The 17,138-nt window shown below is 72.1% G+C and carries 17 protein-coding genes; 4 read left to right on the top strand and 13 right to left on the bottom strand.

All coding sequences use genetic code 11. From position 1 onward, the window contains the following. Positions 1-26 precede the first annotated feature (26 nt). From ACFY7E_RS24765 to ACFY7E_RS24705, 13 genes are read right to left on the bottom strand one after another with little or no spacing between them, the layout of a single operon-like run. The gene (locus ACFY7E_RS24765; RefSeq protein WP_389488267.1) at positions 27-770 is read right to left on the bottom strand and encodes a hypothetical protein; all 744 of its coding nucleotides are present in this window, start codon (positions 768-770) and stop codon (positions 27-29) included. A gap of 47 nt (positions 771-817) precedes the next feature. Next, positions 818-1,357 (bottom strand): nuclear transport factor 2 family protein, encoded by a 540-nt coding sequence (locus tag ACFY7E_RS24760; protein WP_383440146.1) that lies wholly within the window; start codon positions 1,355-1,357, stop codon positions 818-820. Positions 1,358-1,413: 56 nt separating this feature from the next. After that, the gene (locus tag ACFY7E_RS24755; RefSeq protein ID WP_389488265.1) at positions 1,414-2,034 is read right to left on the bottom strand and encodes a hypothetical protein; all 621 of its coding nucleotides are present in this window, start codon (positions 2,032-2,034) and stop codon (positions 1,414-1,416) included. After that, positions 2,031-2,561 carry a hypothetical protein gene (locus ACFY7E_RS24750; protein WP_389488263.1) on the bottom strand — a complete coding sequence of 177 codons (531 nt, stop codon included), beginning with the start codon at positions 2,559-2,561 and terminating at the stop codon, positions 2,031-2,033. The genes ACFY7E_RS24755 and ACFY7E_RS24750 overlap by 4 nt, the downstream gene beginning before the upstream one ends. Further along, positions 2,558-3,844: an MCE family protein gene (locus ACFY7E_RS24745; RefSeq protein ID WP_389488261.1), complete on the bottom strand. Its 1,287-nt coding sequence runs from the start codon at positions 3,842-3,844 to the stop codon at positions 2,558-2,560. Before ACFY7E_RS24745 ends, ACFY7E_RS24750 begins: the two co-directional genes overlap by 4 nt. Further along, on the bottom strand, positions 3,841-5,115 hold the full coding sequence (locus ACFY7E_RS24740; RefSeq protein ID WP_389488259.1) for an MCE family protein: 1,275 nt from the start codon (positions 5,113-5,115) through the stop codon (positions 3,841-3,843). The genes ACFY7E_RS24745 and ACFY7E_RS24740 overlap by 4 nt, the downstream gene beginning before the upstream one ends. Beyond that, positions 5,112-6,137, bottom strand: a complete 1,026-nt coding sequence (locus ACFY7E_RS24735; protein ID WP_389488257.1) for an MCE family protein — start codon at positions 6,135-6,137, stop codon at positions 5,112-5,114. Before ACFY7E_RS24735 ends, ACFY7E_RS24740 begins: the two co-directional genes overlap by 4 nt. Beyond that, positions 6,134-7,183: an MCE family protein gene (locus tag ACFY7E_RS24730; protein ID WP_389488255.1), complete on the bottom strand. Its 1,050-nt coding sequence runs from the start codon at positions 7,181-7,183 to the stop codon at positions 6,134-6,136. The genes ACFY7E_RS24735 and ACFY7E_RS24730 overlap by 4 nt, the downstream gene beginning before the upstream one ends. Next, a complete protein-coding gene (locus tag ACFY7E_RS24725) occupies positions 7,180-8,235 on the bottom strand; it encodes an MCE family protein (RefSeq protein WP_389488253.1) in 1,056 nt (351 codons plus the stop codon). The genes ACFY7E_RS24730 and ACFY7E_RS24725 overlap by 4 nt, the downstream gene beginning before the upstream one ends. Continuing rightward, entirely contained in the window at positions 8,232-9,485 is a 1,254-nt protein-coding gene (locus ACFY7E_RS24720; protein WP_389488251.1) for an MCE family protein, read from the bottom strand. Before ACFY7E_RS24720 ends, ACFY7E_RS24725 begins: the two co-directional genes overlap by 4 nt. Before the next feature lies 1 nt (position 9,486). Next, positions 9,487-10,293, bottom strand: coding sequence for an MlaE family ABC transporter permease (locus tag ACFY7E_RS24715; protein WP_389488249.1), 807 nt, complete (start codon positions 10,291-10,293; stop codon positions 9,487-9,489). A gap of 5 nt (positions 10,294-10,298) precedes the next feature. After that, a complete protein-coding gene (locus ACFY7E_RS24710; RefSeq protein WP_383440127.1) occupies positions 10,299-11,063 on the bottom strand; it encodes an MlaE family ABC transporter permease in 765 nt (254 codons plus the stop codon). Further along, complete coding sequence (locus tag ACFY7E_RS24705) at positions 11,060-12,073, bottom strand: ABC transporter ATP-binding protein (RefSeq protein WP_389488247.1); 1,014 nt, start codon at positions 12,071-12,073, stop codon at positions 11,060-11,062. Before ACFY7E_RS24705 ends, ACFY7E_RS24710 begins: the two co-directional genes overlap by 4 nt. A 709-nt stretch (positions 12,074-12,782) precedes the next feature. On the opposite strand from ACFY7E_RS24705, the gene ACFY7E_RS24700 reads away from it, so the two are divergent. The 4 genes from ACFY7E_RS24700 to ACFY7E_RS24685 all read left to right on the top strand — a co-directional run bounded on the left by ACFY7E_RS24700 (position 12,783) and on the right by ACFY7E_RS24685 (position 16,861). Next, positions 12,783-13,412, top strand: coding sequence for a hypothetical protein (locus ACFY7E_RS24700; RefSeq protein ID WP_389488245.1), 630 nt, complete (start codon positions 12,783-12,785; stop codon positions 13,410-13,412). Between the two features lie 104 nt (positions 13,413-13,516). Further along, entirely contained in the window at positions 13,517-14,152 is a 636-nt protein-coding gene (locus ACFY7E_RS24695) for a hypothetical protein (RefSeq protein WP_389488243.1), read from the top strand. Between the two features lie 158 nt (positions 14,153-14,310). Further along, a complete protein-coding gene (locus ACFY7E_RS24690) occupies positions 14,311-15,873 on the top strand; it encodes a DUF6801 domain-containing protein (RefSeq protein WP_389488241.1) in 1,563 nt (520 codons plus the stop codon). A gap of 43 nt (positions 15,874-15,916) precedes the next feature. Then, the gene (locus ACFY7E_RS24685; RefSeq protein ID WP_389488239.1) at positions 15,917-16,861 is read left to right on the top strand and encodes a hypothetical protein; all 945 of its coding nucleotides are present in this window, start codon (positions 15,917-15,919) and stop codon (positions 16,859-16,861) included. Positions 16,862-17,138: the final 277 nt, after the last annotated feature.

Raw genomic sequence — 17,138 nt, 5'->3', positions numbered from 1 at the left:
GCTCGGTGGCTCGGCGGCTCAGCGGCTCAGCGGCCGAAGGTGTCGATGTTCTCGACGAGCCAGCGGCCGTCCCGGTGGACGACGTCCACGGCGAACATGGCGCCCGCGTAGACCCCCTGGTCCTGAGTCTTCCGCTGCTTGCCGCCCTTGGCGGTCCCGGCCGTGCTCACGCTGCTCTGGTCGGCGTAGACCAGGACCCGGGCGCGGTCGCCGTCGATCCGCTCGACCGCGCTGTCCGTGACCGTCGTGGTGATCACCGTCTTCTGTTCGGCCGCCCGGGCGAGCACCCCGCCGAGCAGTGTCCGGTGCTGCGCGACGGCCTTTCCGGTGAGCAGGGTCTTCCCGGCCCGCTCGAAGGGGGCCGTGTCGGCGTGGTCGTAGGAGAAGAGCGCGGCGACGGCCTCGGCGGTCCGTCCCTTGATCTCGCTGGTACGGGCGAGGTCGGTGAGGGCCGTGTTGCCGCGCGCGGGGTCGTCGCGGAGTCCTTCCGCCCTGCTGTGCGCCCATCCGGCGAAGCCGCCGAGGAGGAGGGTGAGGACGCAGAGGACCACGAGGGGGACGGGCCCGCGTGACCGGGTCCTCTTCCCGGTGGCCTCCCGCTCCCCCGCCTCCTCCCGTACGGGCTTCGCCGTCGTCCGCCGCCGGGACTCGGTGGCGGGCCCGGTCAGGAGACCCACGGACGCGCGGGGACGGGGGGTCGTGCCCTCGGGCGCGGCGGCGGCGAGGACCTGGCGGCGCCGGCGGTTGAGGTGGTGGCGGGGCGTGGGCATCGTGCGTCGTCCTTTCGGGTGCGGGCGGCTCTCGCGGTACGGGCCGGTCAGCCGGCCGTGCCGCCCACGGGGGCCTGCCCCAGGGCACTGAGCTTCCACCGGCCGTCGGTCCGGGTGAGTTCGCCCAGCATGCGGCTGTCCTTGTCGGTGCTCTTGCTGTCGGGCGTCGTGACGGTGACGCGCAGGGCGACGAGCAGCCGGGCCCGCCCCGCGCGGTCGTCCAGCTCCGTGACGGCGCCGGACAGCACCCGGGCCGAGGTCACCGTCTTCGCGGCCTTCACCTGACCGGCGAACTCCTTCCGTCCGTCGACGAGTTGCCGGTGCAGTTCGCCGGTCGTGGAGGACTCCCAGAGGTCGAGGCCCTGGTCCACGCGCCGGTGGTCGAGCGTGTTGAGGTTCTGCACGGCCTGCTCCCCCGCCGCCAGCGCCCGGTCGCGCTGCACGGCGTACGCGGCGGAGTCGTCGTGGGCCGCGGCGTACCAGTCCCGGCCCGCCCAGGCCGCGAAGGCGCCCGCGACGAGGGTGAGCACGAGGGCCACCGCCAGGACCGGCCGGATGGCCGCCGGGGTGCGGACCGCGCGTGTCATGGAGTGCTCCCGTCTCCCGCTCGTAAGCGTGCGTGTGCGTGTACGTGTGCTCATGCTCAGCGGGCCTTGATGTCGACGATCAGCCACCGGTCGTCCCGGAACTCCGCGGTGACGGTGAGCTGGGCGGCGGCGGACGTGGCGGGTGCCCCGTCCCGCCGCGAGGTCTGGTCGAGGAACACGAGCAGGCGCGCGGTGTTCCCGTGGAGGTCGATCACCCCGGTGCGGACGGCCTGGGTGGTGAGGGTGAGGCGCTGTGCGGCCAGGCTCTCGCGGACCTGGGCGAACAGGTCGGCGTACTGGCGGGCCGCGCGTCCGGAGAGGACGGTCGCGGCGGAGCGTTCGGCGGCGTCGGCCCGGCCGGGCGCGTACGAGAAGACCCGGGCGAGGCCTTCGCCGACGTCACCGCCGACGCGGGTGGTGGCCGCGGTGTCGGTGAGCGCGTGGTTGCGGGCGGACGGGGTGGACCGGAGCTGGTGGGCGGCGAGGAAGAAGGCGCCTCCGCCGAGGAGGAGGGCGACGACGGCCGCGACGAGGGCGACCGTACGCCACCGGGAGGTGGGCCGGCTGCCGTCGTTGTCGCCCTCGTCCGTGGCGTCCGGGGTGTCCGGGGTGTCGGCCTCGGGGTCCGGAGTCTCTTCGTCCGTCTCCCCGGCCGTTCCGCGCAGCAGTCGTGTCACTCGTCCCCGCCCTCCTTCTTCTCGCTTCCCTCCGCGCCGGTGACGGGGACCGCGCTCAGTGCCGCGACCTTCCACGTGCCCTCGCCGGTGCGCGTCAGGACGGCTTCCAGACGCTTGCGGTCGCCGGTCGCGGCGGCGCCCCCGCGCGGGGTGACGTCGACGCGTACGGTCGCGATGAGCTTCGCCGTACCGGCGCGCGCGTCGAGCGCGGTGAGGGCGGCCTCGGTGACCGTGGCGCGCGCCGAGGCGCCCACCGCGGGTTCGGTGCGGCCCAGTTCGGTGCGGAGCGGCCCGGTGGAGGCGTCGCGCCAGGCCCGTACGCCCGCTTCGGCGCGCTCGCGGGTCGAGGCGTCGAGCGTGTTCAGGACGGTGAGGCGCTGCCGGCCCTCGGCGAGCGCGGTGTCCCGTTCGCGGCTGAAGGAGAGGCCCTCGTCGGAGCGGGCCTGCGCGTAGGTCCACGCGCCGGTGCCGCAGAAGCCGAGGGCGACGACGAGGGCGGCGGCGCCGAGGATCCTCGCCCGCCTCACCGCGTGCCCCCGGTGCCCAGGCCGAGGAGCCCGGCCATGTCCGTCGGCCCGCCGCCCTGGCCGGGCAGCGCGAGCGCGCCGGGCAGGGACCGCTGCGGGGAGTCCGACGCGCCGCTCGTACCGCTCGTACCGCCCGAGGGCAGGGAGCCGGGCCTGGCGGGGGCGGGCACGGGGCCGCCCTTCGGGGCGTGCGCCGAGCCGCGCACGTTGATCCCGGCCGCCGCGGAACCCGTACAGGCCGCACCGGTGTTGAGGGCGGGCGCGGTGCCCAGGTCGAGGCCGTTGCGGTAGCGCGTACCGCCGTATCCGGAGGTGCAGGGCAGGGGCTTGAAGAAGGTGACCGCCATGCCGAAGTTCACCTTTCCGCCGTCGACGGCGGTGGCGCCGGCCGAGACGGCCGCCGGGTACTTCACGAGCAGTTCCTCGATGCCGCGCTGCCGGGTGACGGCGACCTCCGAGGTGGTCAGGAGGTTGGCGAGGACGACGCCCAGGCTCGGGTCGAGGTCGCGCAGGAGGCCGCTGACCTGGCCGGCCGCGTCGGGGGTGACGGTCAGGACGCGCCGCAGGTCGGCGTCGGAGCCCTTGAGGGCGGCGGCGAGGTCGCGTGCTCCGGTGGCGAAGCCCCGGATGGCGCGGCTCTCGTCGGCCTGGGTGCGCAGGACGACCTCGCCGTCGGTGATGAGCCGGGTGGTGGACGGCAGCGCCCGGTCGGCGGCCTGGACGAACGCGCTGCCGTTGTCGAGGAGGGCCTGGAGGTCGTCGCCGTGGCCCTCGAAGGCCTTGCCGAACTCGTCGACGACCGTGCGCAGGGACTCCAGCGGTACGGAGGCGGTGAGGTCGTTCATGCTCGTGAGCACGTCGGTGACCGGGGCCGGCACCTGGGTGTCGGTCTGTTCGATGCGGGCGCCGTCGGCGAGGTAGGGGCCGCCGTCGCTCTCGGGGCGCAGGTCGATGTACTGCTCGCCGACGGCGGAGAGGCCGGCGACCACGGCCTTCGCGTCGGCGGGGATCCGGGGGGCGGACTTCTTGATGCGCAGTTCGGCGACGACCCCTTCGGCGGTGAGGCCGATGTCGCCGACGCGTCCCACGGAGACGCCCCGGTAGGTGACGTCGGAGTGGGTGAACAGGCCTCCCGTACGGGCGAGGTGGACCTTGACGCCGTAGTGGTCGGCGACGCCGACGTGGCGGCCGAGGTCGGCGTAGCGGATGCCGACGAAGCCGAGGACGAGGACGGCGATGACGAGGAACGCGAGGTTCTTCAGCCGTACGGTGCGGGTGATCACCGGTTCTCGCCTCCGGTCGTCGGGGTGTCGCCCGTGCGGACCGGGGGCAGCGGCAGGGTCGGTCCGGTGCTCTGTCCCTGGCGGGCGCCCGGTTCGGGCTCGGGTTCGGGCTCGGGCTCGGGTTCCGGGTCCGTCGTCTCCGGGGCCGACGGGGTGGGGGCGGGGGTGGGCTCGGTCCTGGGGATCAGGGGCGGGATCACCTCGGTGCCGGGGACGGCGGCGAGGTGCAGATAGGTGTTGAGGTAGTCGCCCTTGACGCCCCGCAGCACCTCGTCGGTGAAGGGGTACGTCAGCAGGACCTGGAGCGACGCGGGCAGGTCGGCACCGGCGTCCGCGAGGGCCTTCAGGGTCGGCGCGAGGGCCTTCAGATCGGCCACCATGTCCTTCTTGCTCGCGTTGACGGTGGTCACGGCGACGCCGGACAGGGTGTCCAGGGCGCGCAGCATGGTCAGCAGGGAGCCCCGCTGGTTCTCCAGCGTCCTCAGGCCGGGCGAGAGGCCGGTGAGGACCGTGCCGATGTCCTTCTTGCGTCCGGCGAGGGTGGCGGAGAGCCGGTTGACCCCGTCGAGGGCGCGGGTGATGTCGTCGCGGTGCGCGTCCAGGTCGGTGACCAGGGTGTTCACCCGCCTCAGCATCGAGCGGACCTCGGGTTCGCGTCCGCCGAGCACCGCGTCCAGCTCCCGGGTGATGGTCTTGAGCTGGTTGACGCCGCCGCCGTTGAGCAGCAGGGACAGGGCGCCGAAGACCTCCTCGACCTCCGTGTTCCGGCCGGTGCGCGCCAGCGGGATGACGCTGCCGTCGACGAGTTCGCCACCGCCCCGCCGTACGGCGGCGCGCTGGACGCCGGCCCGCGCCGTGCCGTTCCGGGCCGGGGCGACGAGCTGGACGTACTTCTCGCCCAGGAGGCTGGACTGCTCCAGGCGGGCGCCCGCGTCGGCGGGCAGCCGGACGGCGCCGTTGATCTTCAGGGTGACGCGGGCGGTCCAGCTCCCGGGCACCAGATCGATGGCGGTGACGCGGCCGACGGCGACGTCGTTGACCTTGACCGCGGACTGCGGCACGAGGCTCAGTACGTCGTCGAGTTCGGCGGTGACCGTGTAGGGGTGGGGGCCGAGGTCGGCGCCGCCGGGCAGCGGCAGGTCCTCGATGCCGTCGAACCGGAGCGAAGGGGTGGGGACCAGGCCGAGGACGACGGCGATGCCCAGGCCGAGGGCGACCGTGCCGACGGCTCCGGCGCCGAGGAGCCTCCCGGAGGGGGTGCCGCGGCTCATCGCTCCTCCTTCCCGGTGCCCGCCGCGGAGCCGCCTGCCACCGGCAGTGGCAGCAGCGGTCCGCCCATGCTGATCTCGTTGAGGTTGGCCCGGCCGTCGAGGGTGCGGGTCTCCGGGTTGTACGCGTTGATGAGGTTCCCGGCGGCGAGCGGGGCGACGTCGAGGGCCTCGGCGAGGGAGGCGCGCTGGTCGACGAGGGTCTGGGTGAGGGGCACGAGCCGGTCGACGTTCTTCTTCAGTTCGCCGCGGTTGTCCTTGACGAAGGTCTTGACCCGGGCGAGGGCCCTGCCGAGTTCCTCGAGGGCGCCGGTGAGGTCGTCCTTGTTCTCGGCGAAGTAGCCGACGACCTCGTCCAGGCGCTCCTGCGCGGTGCGGACGTCGCCGTCCTTCTTCCTGAGCATGGTGGTGAAGGTCTGGAGCTGTCCGAGGCTGGTGAAGAGCTGTTCGCTGCTGCCGTCGAGGGTCTTGGCGGCCTTGCCGAACTCCTCGATGGAGGTGCCGATGGAGGCGCCGTTGCCCTTGAGGTTCTTCGCCCCGGTGTCGAGGAGTGCGGAGAGGGCTCCGGCGGAGTTGGCGCCGTCCGGGCCGAGGGCCTCGCTCAGGTCGGTGATGGACGCGTAGAGCTGGTCGATCTCGACGGGGACGCGGTTGCGGGAGGCGGGCAGTTCGGCGCCTTCGGCGAGGGCGGGGCCTTCGCCGTAGGCGGGGGCGAGCTGGACGTAGCGGTCGGCGACGATGCTCGGGGCGACGACGACGGCCCGGGCGTCGGCGGGGACGCGGACGCCCTCGTCGAGGTGGAGCCGGACGCGGACGCGGGTGCCCTGCGGTTCGACGGACTCGACCTCCCCGACCCGTACGCCGAGGACGCGCAGGTCGGATCCGGCGTAGACGCCGACCGTCCGGTCGAAGTAGGCGGTGACGCGGGTGCCGTCGGGTTCGAGGACGCGTACGGCGACGAATCCGCAGGCGGCGAGCACCACGAGGGCGAGTCCGGCGGCGAGGGGGGTCCTGGGCTTGGTCATCGTTCACCGCTCCCCTGGCCCGTCGCCGGCTGTTTCGGCGGCAGGCATCCGGTGGTGGGCTGCGAGGCTTCGGGCAGGTAGGTCCGCGGCACCACGCCGCACAGGTAGCTGTCGAACCAGCGGCCGCTGCCGAGGGTGTTGCCGACGAGCCGGTAGTACGGGCCGACGAGCGCGAGGGTCTTGTCGAGCTTGCCGCTGTTCTTCTCCAGGACCTCGGTGACGCGGCCGAGGGACTTGAGGGTCGGGCCGAGCTGCCGGTCGTTGTCGTCGACGAGGCCGCCGAGCTGGACGCCCAGTTCCCTGCTGCCCCTGAGGAGGGCGCGGATGGCGTCGCGGCGCTTCCTGAGCTCCCCGAGCAGCGAGCCGCCGTCCTCGATGAGCGTCTCGAAGCTGGACTTCCTGTCGGCCAGGGTCTTGGTGAACTTCTCGCTGTTCGCCAGGAGCCGGGCGAGTTCGGCGTCGCGCTCGGAGACGGTCCTCGACAGTTCGGAGAGGCCGGTGGCGGCGTTGCGGACGTGCGGCGGGGAGTTCTTGAAGGTGTCGGAGATCGTCTCGAAGCTCTTCGCGAGCTTCTTCGTGTCGATGGCGTCGACGGTGCCGCTGAGGTCCTGGAAGGCCTGCGTCACGTCGTACGGGGAGGTGGTGCGGGACTGCGGGATGCGGGCTCCGGGGTCCTGGGGGGCGGAGCCGAGGGGGTCGAGCGCCAGGTACTTCTCGCCCAGGAGGGTCTTGATGGCGATGGCGGCGGTCGACCGGTCGCCGATCCAGGCGTCGCCGACCTCGAACGTCACCTTGACCTTGGGTCCGTCGAGGGCGACGCCGGTGACCTTGCCGACCTTGACGCCGGCGATGCGCACCTCGTCGCCCTCGTCGAGTCCGGCGGCCTCGGTGAAGTCGGCGCTGTAGGCGGTGTCGCCGCCGACGAGGGGGAGCCGTTCCACGTTGTACGCGAGGGCGGCGAGGAGGGCGAGGAGGAGGAGTCCGACGACGGCGACGGCGACGGGGCTGCGCTCCTCGACCGGCTTGAGCCGGGGGGCGGGGCTCATCCGCGGCACCTCGATTCGGTCACGGCGACGCCGGTGGGGGGCTCGGAGCCGTCGGAGGTTCCCACGCCGCTCACACGCGCCTCGCAGAGGTAGAGGTTGAACCAGGACCCGTACGAGGAGAGGCGGGCCAGGGCGGTCAGCTTGGCGGGGGTGTTGTCGAGGAAGGACTCGATGCGGGGCGTGTTCTCGGCGAGGTTCCCGGAGAGCCGGCCCAGTTCGCGGATGTCCCGCTTGAGGGGGGCGCGTGCTTCCTGGAAGAGGCCGGCGGTCGTGGTGGTGAGGTCGCCGATGGCCTGGACGGCCTGGCCGAGGGGTTTGCGGTCGGCGTTGAATCCGGTGACGAGCTTGCGGAGGGTGACGACGAGGTCGTCGAAGCCGGCCTCGCGGTCGTTGAGGGTGGTCAGGACGGTGTTGAGGTGGGTGATGACCTGGCCTATGACCTCGTCCTTGGCGGCGACGGTCTTCGTGAGGGAGCCGATGTGCCGCAGGAGGCTGTCGACCGTGCCGCTCTCGCCCTGGAGGACCTGGACGAGGGAGCCGGCGAGGTCGTTGACGTCGGCGGGCGAGAGGCCCTCGAAGAGCGGTTTGAAGCCGTTGAACAGCAGGGTGAGGTCGAGTGCGGGCGTGGTGCGCTCCAGCGGGATGGTCTCCCCGGACCGGAGGGCGTCGGACAGGTCCCCGCTGCCCCGGTCGAGGGAGACGTACCGCTGGCCGACCATGTCGAGGTACTTCACGGCGGCGGTCGCGGAGCGGGGCAGGGTGCGGTCCTCGCGGACCGTGAAGGTGACCTGGGCGGTGCGCCGTTCGACGACGCGCACGTCGGTCACCTCGCCGACCTCGACCCCGGCGATGCGGACGGAGTCGCCTTCCACGAGTCCGGTGACGTCGGTGAAGAGCGCCTTGTACGAGAGGGTGGCGGAGCCGGTGCCCGTGTTGGCGATGCTGAGGCCGAGGACGGTGGTGGCGAGCGCCGTGACCAGGACGAACACGAGGGACTTCAGGACCGTGCCGGTCAGGCCGCGCCGTCGTGTGTGGGCGGGTGGCGTCGTCATCGGAGGGTCACCTCCGCTCCGCGGAAGGCGGGTCCGGCCAGGAGGCTGCTCCAGTCCGGCAGGTCGCCGGGCCGTTTCTTCGCGGCGGGGGCGAGGAGTTCGTTGACGAGGTCGTTCTCCTGCGGGGAGTTGGCGGGCCCGAGGTCCTGGCCGGTGGCGGCGGAGGCCCGGGCGGCGGGTGCGGCGGGGGCGCCGAGGTAGGGCACGGGGTGGCAGCGCGGGCCGCCGCCTGAGCCGTACGAGGGGGTGTCGCGGCCGGGGACGTAGGCGCCGCGCGGGGGCACGGCGGTGACGTTCACGTGGAGTCCCGGCCGGTTCGTGCCCTTGCCGAGCGCCTTGTCCATGGCGGGGACGAACTGGGCGAGGGTGCGCAGGGTGCAGGGGAAGGACGGGGAGTGCTCGGCGAGCAGTTCCAGGGTGGGCCTGCTCGTGGCGCCGAGCCGGATGATGTTGTCCTTGTTCTGGCGCAGGAAGGCGGTCAGGTCCTGGGCCGTGCGGGTGGTGGCGCCGAGGGTGCCGGCCAGTTCGGCCTCCTTCTCGGCGAGGGTGCCGCTGGTGGTGGTGAAGTCGGTGAGCGCGGTGACGATGTCCGGGGCGGCGTCCGCGTAGAGGTGGCTGACCTTCACGAGTTCTTTCAGGTCCCTGTTGAGGGCGGGCAGCTGGGGGTTGAACTCGCGCAGGTGGGCGTCGAGTCGCGTGAGGGTGTCGCCCAGCTGGTCGCCGCGGCCCTCCAGCGCCCTGGAGACGGCCGAGAGGGTCGCCGAGAGCTTCTGCGGCTGGACGGCGGTCAGCAGGGGCAGGACGTTGTCGAGGACCTGCTGGAGTTCGACGGCGTTGCCGGAGCGGTCCTCGGGGATGACGGCCCCGGGGCCCAGCGGCTTCGCCGAGGGGTTGCCGGGCGGTACGAGGGCCACGAACCGTTCGCCGAAGAGCGTGGTGGGCAGCATCTGGGCGCGTACGTCGGAGGGGACGTGGTCCAGGGTGCCGGGCCGCATGGCGAGGGTGAGCCGGGCGCCGGTGCCGGTGGAGTCGATGGCGCGGACCTCGCCGACGACGACGCCGCGCAGCTTCACCTCGGCGCCGAGGTGCATCTCGTTGCCGACGCTGCCGGTCTCGACGACGACCGGGTCCGAGTCGGTGAAGCGCTTCTCGTAGACGGCGACCGCCAGCCAGGCGAGCAGGGCGGGCACCAGCAGGAAGACGACGCCGGCGGACCGGCGGCGCAGGGTCTGGCCTCGTGGATCGCTCATCTCACCCCGCCACCTTCACGGTCGTGGTCGCGCCCCAGAGGGCCAGCGACAGGAAGAAGTCGGTGACGCTGATCAGCACGATGGCGTTGCGCACGGAGCGGCCGACGGCGATGCCGACGCCGGCGGGGCCGCCGGAGGCGCGGAAGCCGTAGTAGCAGTGGGCGATGATCACCATCACGCTGAAGATCAGCACTTTGAGCACCGACAGGAGGACGTCCGTCGGGGACAGGAAGAGGTTGAAGTAGTGGTCGTAGGTCCCGGCCGACTGTCCGTTGAAGAGGACCGTGACGTAGCGGGAGGCCAGGTAGGAGGAGAGCAGGCCGATCGCGTAGAGCGGGACGATGGCGACGACGCCGGCGATGATGCGGGTGGTGACCAGGTACGGCATGGAGCGGATGCCCATGCCTTCGAGGGCGTCGACCTCCTCGTTGATGCGCATGGCGCCGAGCTGGGCGGTGAAGCCGGCGCCGACGGTCGCGGAGAGGGCGAGTCCGGCGACGAGCGGGGCGATCTCCCGGGTGTTGAAGTAGGCGGAGACGAAGCCGGTGAAGGCGGCGGTGCCGATCTGTTCGAGGGCCGCGTGGCCCTGGAGGCCGACGACGGTGCCGGTGAACAGGGTCATCGCGATCATGACGCCGATGGTGCCGCCGATGACGCCGAGGCCGCCGGAGCCGAAGGCGACCTCGGCGAGCAGCCGCTGCACCTCCTTGAGGTAGCGGCGCAGGGTCCGCGGGATCCAGAGCAGGGCCCGGACGTAGAACAGGAGTTGGTCGCCGGAGCGGTCGAGCCAGACGAACGGGGAGGCCATCGGCCTCAGCCTCCCTTCGGCGGGACGATCTGCAGGTAGATGCCCGTCAGCACCATGTTCACGAAGAACAGCAGCAGGAAGGTGATGACGACGGACTGGTTGACGGCGTCGCCGACGCCCTTGGGGCCGCCGCGGGGGTTGAGTCCCCGGTAGGCGGCGACGATGCCCGCGATGAACCCGAAGATGAGGGCCTTGAGTTCGCTGATGTAGAGGTCGGGCAGCTGGGCTAGGGCGGAGAAGCTGGCGAGGTAGGCGCCGGGGGTGCCGTCCTGGAGGACGATGTTGAAGAAGTAGCCGCCCAGGGTGCCGACGACGGAGACCATGCCGTTGAGGAGCACGGCGACCGCCATGGTGGCGAGGACGCGCGGGACGACCAGGCGCTGGACGGGCGAGACGCCCATGACCTCCATGGCGTCGAGCTCCTCCCGGATCTTGCGGGAGCCGAGGTCGGCGCAGATGGCGGAGCCGCCGGCGCCGGCGATCAGGAGGGCGACGATGAGGGGGCTCGCCTGCTGGATGACGGCGAGGACGCTGGCGCCGCCGGTGAAGGACTGGGCGCCGAGCTGCTGGGTGAGCGAGCCGACCTGGAGGGCGATCACGGCGCCGAACGGGATCGAGACGAGCGCGGCCGGCAGGATGGTGACGCTCGCGACGAACCAGAACTGCTCGATGAACTCCCGGAACTGGAAGGGGCGTCGGAAGACGGCCCTGCTCACCTCGGCGGTGAGGGCGAAGAGACGGCCGGTCTGCCGCAGCGCGCCGGTGATCACGAGCCGCTCCCGGCGGCCGGCATGCGCAGGGTGGGTTCTCCGGTGCTCCGCGCGTAGGTGTCCTGGATGGCGGTGCGGGCGGCGGGCGGCAGCCGGTCGAGCATGCCGAGGACCCGTTCCCTGCGCCGTGCGACGGCCGCGCGGGGCGGCAGGCCGGGCGAGGGCTCCAGCTGCGGGACGATGACGCGGGGCGCGTGGCTCCGTACGCCCCCGGCACCGCTGGCCTCGGCGGCGAGGGTGGCGGCGTCCTTCTCCTCGGACATGCCGATGGGGCCTTCGCGGCGGCCGGCGAGGAACTGGGTGACGACCGGTTCGTCGCTGGTGAGGAGGACTTCGCGGGGGCCGAAGGTGACCAGGTTGCGCCGGAAGAACATCCCCATGTTGTCGGGGACGGTGGCGGCGATGTCCAGGTTGTGGGTGACGATGAGCATCGTCGCGTCGATCCGCGCGTTGAGGTCGATGAGCAGTTGGGAGAGGTAGGCGGTGCGGACGGGGTCGAGCCCGGAGTCCGGTTCGTCGCACAGGACGATCTGCGGGTCGAGCACGAGGGCGCGGGCGAGGCCGGCGCGCTTGCGCATGCCGCCGCTGATCTCGCCCGGCAGCTTCCCCTCGGCGCCGAGGAGACCGACGAGGTCGATGCGCTCCATGACGATGCGCCGGATCTCCGACTCCCGCTTGCGGGTGTGCTCGCGCAGCGGGAAGGCGATGTTGTCGAAGAGGGTCATGGAGCCGAAGAGGGCCCCGTCCTGGAACATGAGGCCGAAGAGCTTGCGGGTCTCGTAGATGTCGCGTTCGGGGCTGCTGACCATGTCGACCCCGTTGATGAGGACACGGCCCCGCTGGGGTTTCAGCAGTCCGATGAGCGATTTCAGGAAGACCGTCTTTCCGGTACCGGAAGGGCCGAGCATCACGCTCACCTCTCCGGCCGGCAATGTCAGCGTCACGTCCTGCCAGATGTTCTGCTTGCCGAAGGACATGGTCAGACCCTCAACGGCTACTTCGATTCCCATACCACCTCCAGCAGGCGCGAGTCGGGCGTGCGCTGCGGGCGCACGTTAAGTCGGCGCGGATCACCGGGACAATAGGCGGGTCGCCGCAATCCTTGATCCACTTCCGTTTTTGTCACCGCGGAGACAAACCCGGGAGCCGTTCTTGTCTCCGCCGAGACACAGCGGGCATCGCTTCTCCTCAGGGCCCGGCGAAGGGGTCCCCGTCGCCGGGGTCCCGCCCCGGCGCGGCGGCCGGACCGACCTGTGAGTGCGCGCCGACCTGCGACTGAGCGCCGCCCGGGGAACGTTACGGCCGAGTAACCTCCCGGGGCAATACCGGGATCCGAGTTTTCGGAAGCCGGGGGAGAACGGCCGGATATTTGTCATCGGGGAAACAGTTCCGTCGTCCGCCTTGTCATCCGCAAGAGCGAATACGCGCCTTTTCGGGGCCGTCCGGACCGCTGCGGTGCGGCTTGTTCCCGACCCTCGGACGATCGATCATAATTGTCGACATTGCGCACTCCGGAACCAAGGCGATTCACGCCGACGCTCACCCGCCTGACAGGCAAGGGGACGACTTCAAAGAATCATGGACTTCGCCATTGTTCAGCTAAGTTTCCCGCAAGTAACGTCAGGTTTCGCGGCCAGGGAACAGCAGGCCGCCGGCCGCGCGTCCCCCTCCATGCGGCCACCCTTCTGCTGGTCAATCCCCAAGGAGAGTCCCAGAGCCATGAAGAAGCCCATCAGAAAGCTCGCCGTCGTCGCCGGTGGCGCCTCCGCCGCGCTCGCCCTCGCGGTGTCCCCGGCCACGGCCGTACCGTCGACGGTCTGGACCGTCACCCCGTCGCCGGCCAGCATCACCGCGGTCAACAGCGGGAACATCGTCCTCAGCGTCAACGGCATCGCCATGACGTGTACGAAGTCGAACGGCGCGGGCACGGGTCAGAGCACCACCGGCAACCCGGCGACCGTCGGCGCCATCAACTCCATCGCCTTCGGTGCCACCGGCGCGCCCTGCACCAGCCTCCTGGGCAACGTCACCACCGTGGCGACCACCCCCTGGACGATCGTGGCGCAGGACTACACCGCCGCGACCGGCGTCACCAAGGGGTACGTCGGCAACGTCGACGCCAAGGTGACCGTCGGCGCCTGTGTCTTCCGCGTGACGGGCAAGGCCTCCGCGACGTACACCAACTCGACGGGCGCGCTCGCGGTGAACAGCCTCGCCGGTGAGCTCACCGTCGTCTCGGCGACCAACTGCGGCAGCGCCGTGCCGGTCGGCGCCAAGCCGACCTTCAAGGGGACGTACCTCTTCAAGGCGGGGACCGTCATCCCGAAGATCGTCGGCTCCAACCCGTAGGGCGCAAGGACCCGCGTCCGTCCGGCCGGTGACCCCGGCCGGGCGGGCGCGGGCCTGTCCACGGTCCCCGCCACCCGTCACGTCCCGAGGAGACCCCGCACGTCATGAAGAAGCCGATCGGAAGACGTACCGTCGCCGCCGGAGCGGCCGTGGCCGCGCTCGTCCTCACGGCGGCCCCGGCCTCGGCCGTGCCCTCGACGGTCTGGACCGTCACCCCGTCGCCGGTCGCCTTCTCCGCGAAGAACGGCGCGAACCTCGCGAACTCCATCAACGGCATCGCCATCACGTGCACCAAGTCCTCCGCTTCGGGCACGCTCCGGAGCGCCGCGGGCGACCCGGCGACCGTCGGCACCATCGACTCCATCGCCTTCGGCGCCGCCGGCGCGCCCTGCACCAGCGTCCTGGGCAACATCACCATGGTCCCGACCACCCCCTGGACGATCGTGGCACGTGACCACACCGCCGCGACGGGCGTCACCAAGGGCCACGTGGGTGACATCGACCTCAAACTCACCTGGGGCGCCTGCGTCTTCCGCGTACGGGGCACCTCCTCCAGCACGTACACCAACTCGACGGGCAGGCTGTCCGTCGCCGGCGTCCCCGGAGAGCTGCCCGTCGTCGCGTCCACCAACTGCGGCGTGGCCATGCCGGTCGGCGCCAGCCTGCTCCTCAAGGCCGACTACCTGCTCAAGAAGACAGGCACCACCACCGTCCCGACGATCGTCGGGTCCAACCCGTAGGAGCCCGTCTCCCCCCTTCGCGAACTGTCTGCACCCCTCGCCGACCTCCTCGTCCCACCGGCACACGAACGATCCGAGCGGAGCAACAGATGAGAGGCCCACGGCCCACCACCCGCACTTCCCGTGTCCGAGCGCGCAGTGCGACGATCGCCGCGTTCGTGGCGCTCGCCCCTCTCCTCCCCGCCGCGGCCGTCGCCGTGGAGAGCCTGAAGGTCGACGCCGCGCTGCCCTACGTCTGCGCCCTGCCCTCGGGGCCGCAGCCCGCGACGGTACGGATCACGGCGGCCTTCCCCGAACGGGCCTCGGTGGGAGAGGAGATACGGCCCGCCGACGTCACCACCACCGTGGAACTCCCCGCGGCGGCCGTCGCCGACCTCACGGCCCTCAAGGCCGCCGAAGTCCGGGCGGAGACGGCACTCGGCGTCGTCGCGGGTCAGAACGGCCAGGAGACGCAGGCCGTCTGGCGCGGCACCGCGCAGCCGGCCGGCGTACCGGCCGAAGGGCCGTTGGCGCTGACCACGACCGGCGACGTCCCGGTCGTGACGGCGGGCGCCCCCGGCGACCTCGCCTTCACGGCGGGGAGCCTCGACATCGGCCTCGCCCCGAGCACGGCCGACGGCACGCCCACCGGACCCGCCTCCCTCTCCGTCACCTGTACTCCGGACAAGGACGCGGAGGAGGGCGGACCGCTCGCCACCGTCCCGGTCGCCCCGGGTCCGTCCACCGGGGAACCGGGCGGATCCCCCTCGCCGTCGGACTCCGCCCCGCCCTCCTCCCTCCCGGCCCCCGTCCCGGCCCCCTCGGGGAGCCGGGACGGCGGAACCCCGGCGAACGGGCTTCCGCGGAACGGGGCGACCGGCCCCGGAGCGGAGGAGACCCCCGGAGGGAAGCCGGCCGGGGCCCCCGAGGCGGCGGACACGCCACCCGGGACGCCGACCGACCGGGGCTCCGTGCCCACCTGCCGCAACGAGCAGGCGACCCCCACCACCCTGACCGCCTACATCACCGGCTACTCCAACGTGCGGAAGCTGAACGGCGCCAACGCCATCCCGGTGTCCTGCGTCTTCATCGAGCAGGGACAGCCCGGGATCGAGTTCCGGCCGGACGGGATGCACGTGGTCCAGAAGTCGGACGCCAGCCTCTTCCACGAGGGGCGCAAGCAGACCCCGCCCTTCGAGGCCACCTTCCTGACGTTCGGCTTCGCCCCGACCACGGCGACCCTGGTCCTGGAACAGGTGGGGCCCATGAGCGTCGAGTCGGACATGCTCGCCAACTACCCCGTCTACACCTCGGACGCCTACGTCCGCGCGCCCCTCGTCCTGCGCGTCCTCGACGCCCGGGTCAACGGCACCCTGCTGGACGTCGGCCCCTCCTGCCGCACGGAGAAGCCCCTCACCTCCCCCGAACCCGACCCCGTCAAGTACCCCGGAGACCACCTGGTGCTGCACGGCGAGGGACGGCAGGTCATTCCCGACCCCGCCACCGGCTACCAGCTCACCAGTGGCGGCGCGCTCACCGGTGAGGTGACCATTCCGGCCTTCAAGGGCTGCGGGGCCGGGGGCGAGAACCTCGACCGGCTCTTCACCGCCTCCATCTCCGGTCCCGGCAACTACATCAAGCAGATCCAGGGCCAGACCTGCTCCGCCGGCCTGGAGGACCCGCCCGCGGACCAGTGCACCGAGGACCGCCAGCCCCTGGTGATCCCCAAGCCCGAGCGCTGACCCGGCGCGCCCCGTCCCCCCTTCCGCCAGAAAGGCCTCCGCCATGCCCCTCGTCCCCACCCGTACGAAGCTGGCCACCGTCTCCGCCCTCACCGCCCTCGGCGCCTTCGCCTCCCTGGGCACGGCGACCGCCGCCGCCCCCGAACTGAACGGCGGCTGGGCGCCGTCCACCCGCTGCCCCGTCGACGCCCCGGCGATGCTCGCCGCCGACGGCCTCGACAGGGCGCCGCAGTGCGTCGCCTCCTTCTCCCTCAGCGGCTCCATCAAGCTGGGCAAGACGACGGTGAACACCGGGAGGACCAACCTCCAGCTCGGCGCCGTCCAGAACGCCGACGGCACCAGCACGGTCGTCGCCCCGCCCGCCGGCGCGATCATCGCCGACTCCGCCACCGTCCCCGGCGGACTGCTCGGCCTGATGTGTCCGAGCGACATCCCGTTCGTCACCGCCATCTGCAAGCAGCTCTCGGACGGCAGCCTCAACAAGATCACCGCCACCCTGGAGTCGGCCGGCACCCCCTCGGACTTCGACCAGATCGCGGGCGTCCTCACCGACCAGCCGATCGTCACCCTCCCGGTCCGGATCCGCCTGGAGAACCCGTTCCTCGGCGGCAACTGCTACATCGGGACGAAGGAGAAGCCGATCCTCCTGCGCCCGCGCAACTTCACCGCGCCCGAGTTCGGCCTGGAGCGCTTCAGCGCCGACGGCACCCCGAACGAGGAGGGCGACGTGAGCCGCATCAACCTCCTCGGCTCCACCCAGGGCGACAACACCTTCGCCGTCCCCGGTGCCAGCGGCTGCGGCCTCGGACTGCTCGGCCTGATCGACGGCGCGGTCAACCTCAAGACGGGCCTGCCCTCCCCCGCCGGGAGGAACAGCCTCGTCCTCAACAACACCCAGACCTATCTGACCGGCCTCTACGCACCGGGCGTCGTCGCCCCCGACGCCGGGAAGGTCTTCTCGCAGAGCTGGCACTCCGCCGTCAAGTAACGGCCATCCAAGGGCGATTCCCGGCCTAGTCGGCGGCACGCGCCCTTCCTCGGACGCCAACTCCTGTGCAAGTTGTGTACAGCACGGAGCGGTTGTCCTAGCTTCAGCAGTCCCCGCAGGTACGCACCTGACGGCGGTGGGGGGGGCCCCGGGGGCCGGGCGCGGGGCCCCCCCCCCCCCCCCCCCCCCCCCCCGCCCAAACAGCACGGGACGCGGCCACGCCCCCAACGCCCAGCCCCCCCCCGGGGGGGCGCCCCCCCCCACCCCCCCCCCCGCC

It is taken from the genome of Streptomyces sp. NPDC012825 (assembly GCF_042900925.1).
Taxonomy (GTDB): Bacteria; Actinomycetota; Actinomycetes; order Streptomycetales; family Streptomycetaceae; genus Streptomyces.
Note: the sequence above shows the minus strand (reverse complement) of the source record. Positions and strands in the feature narration are given on the sequence as shown.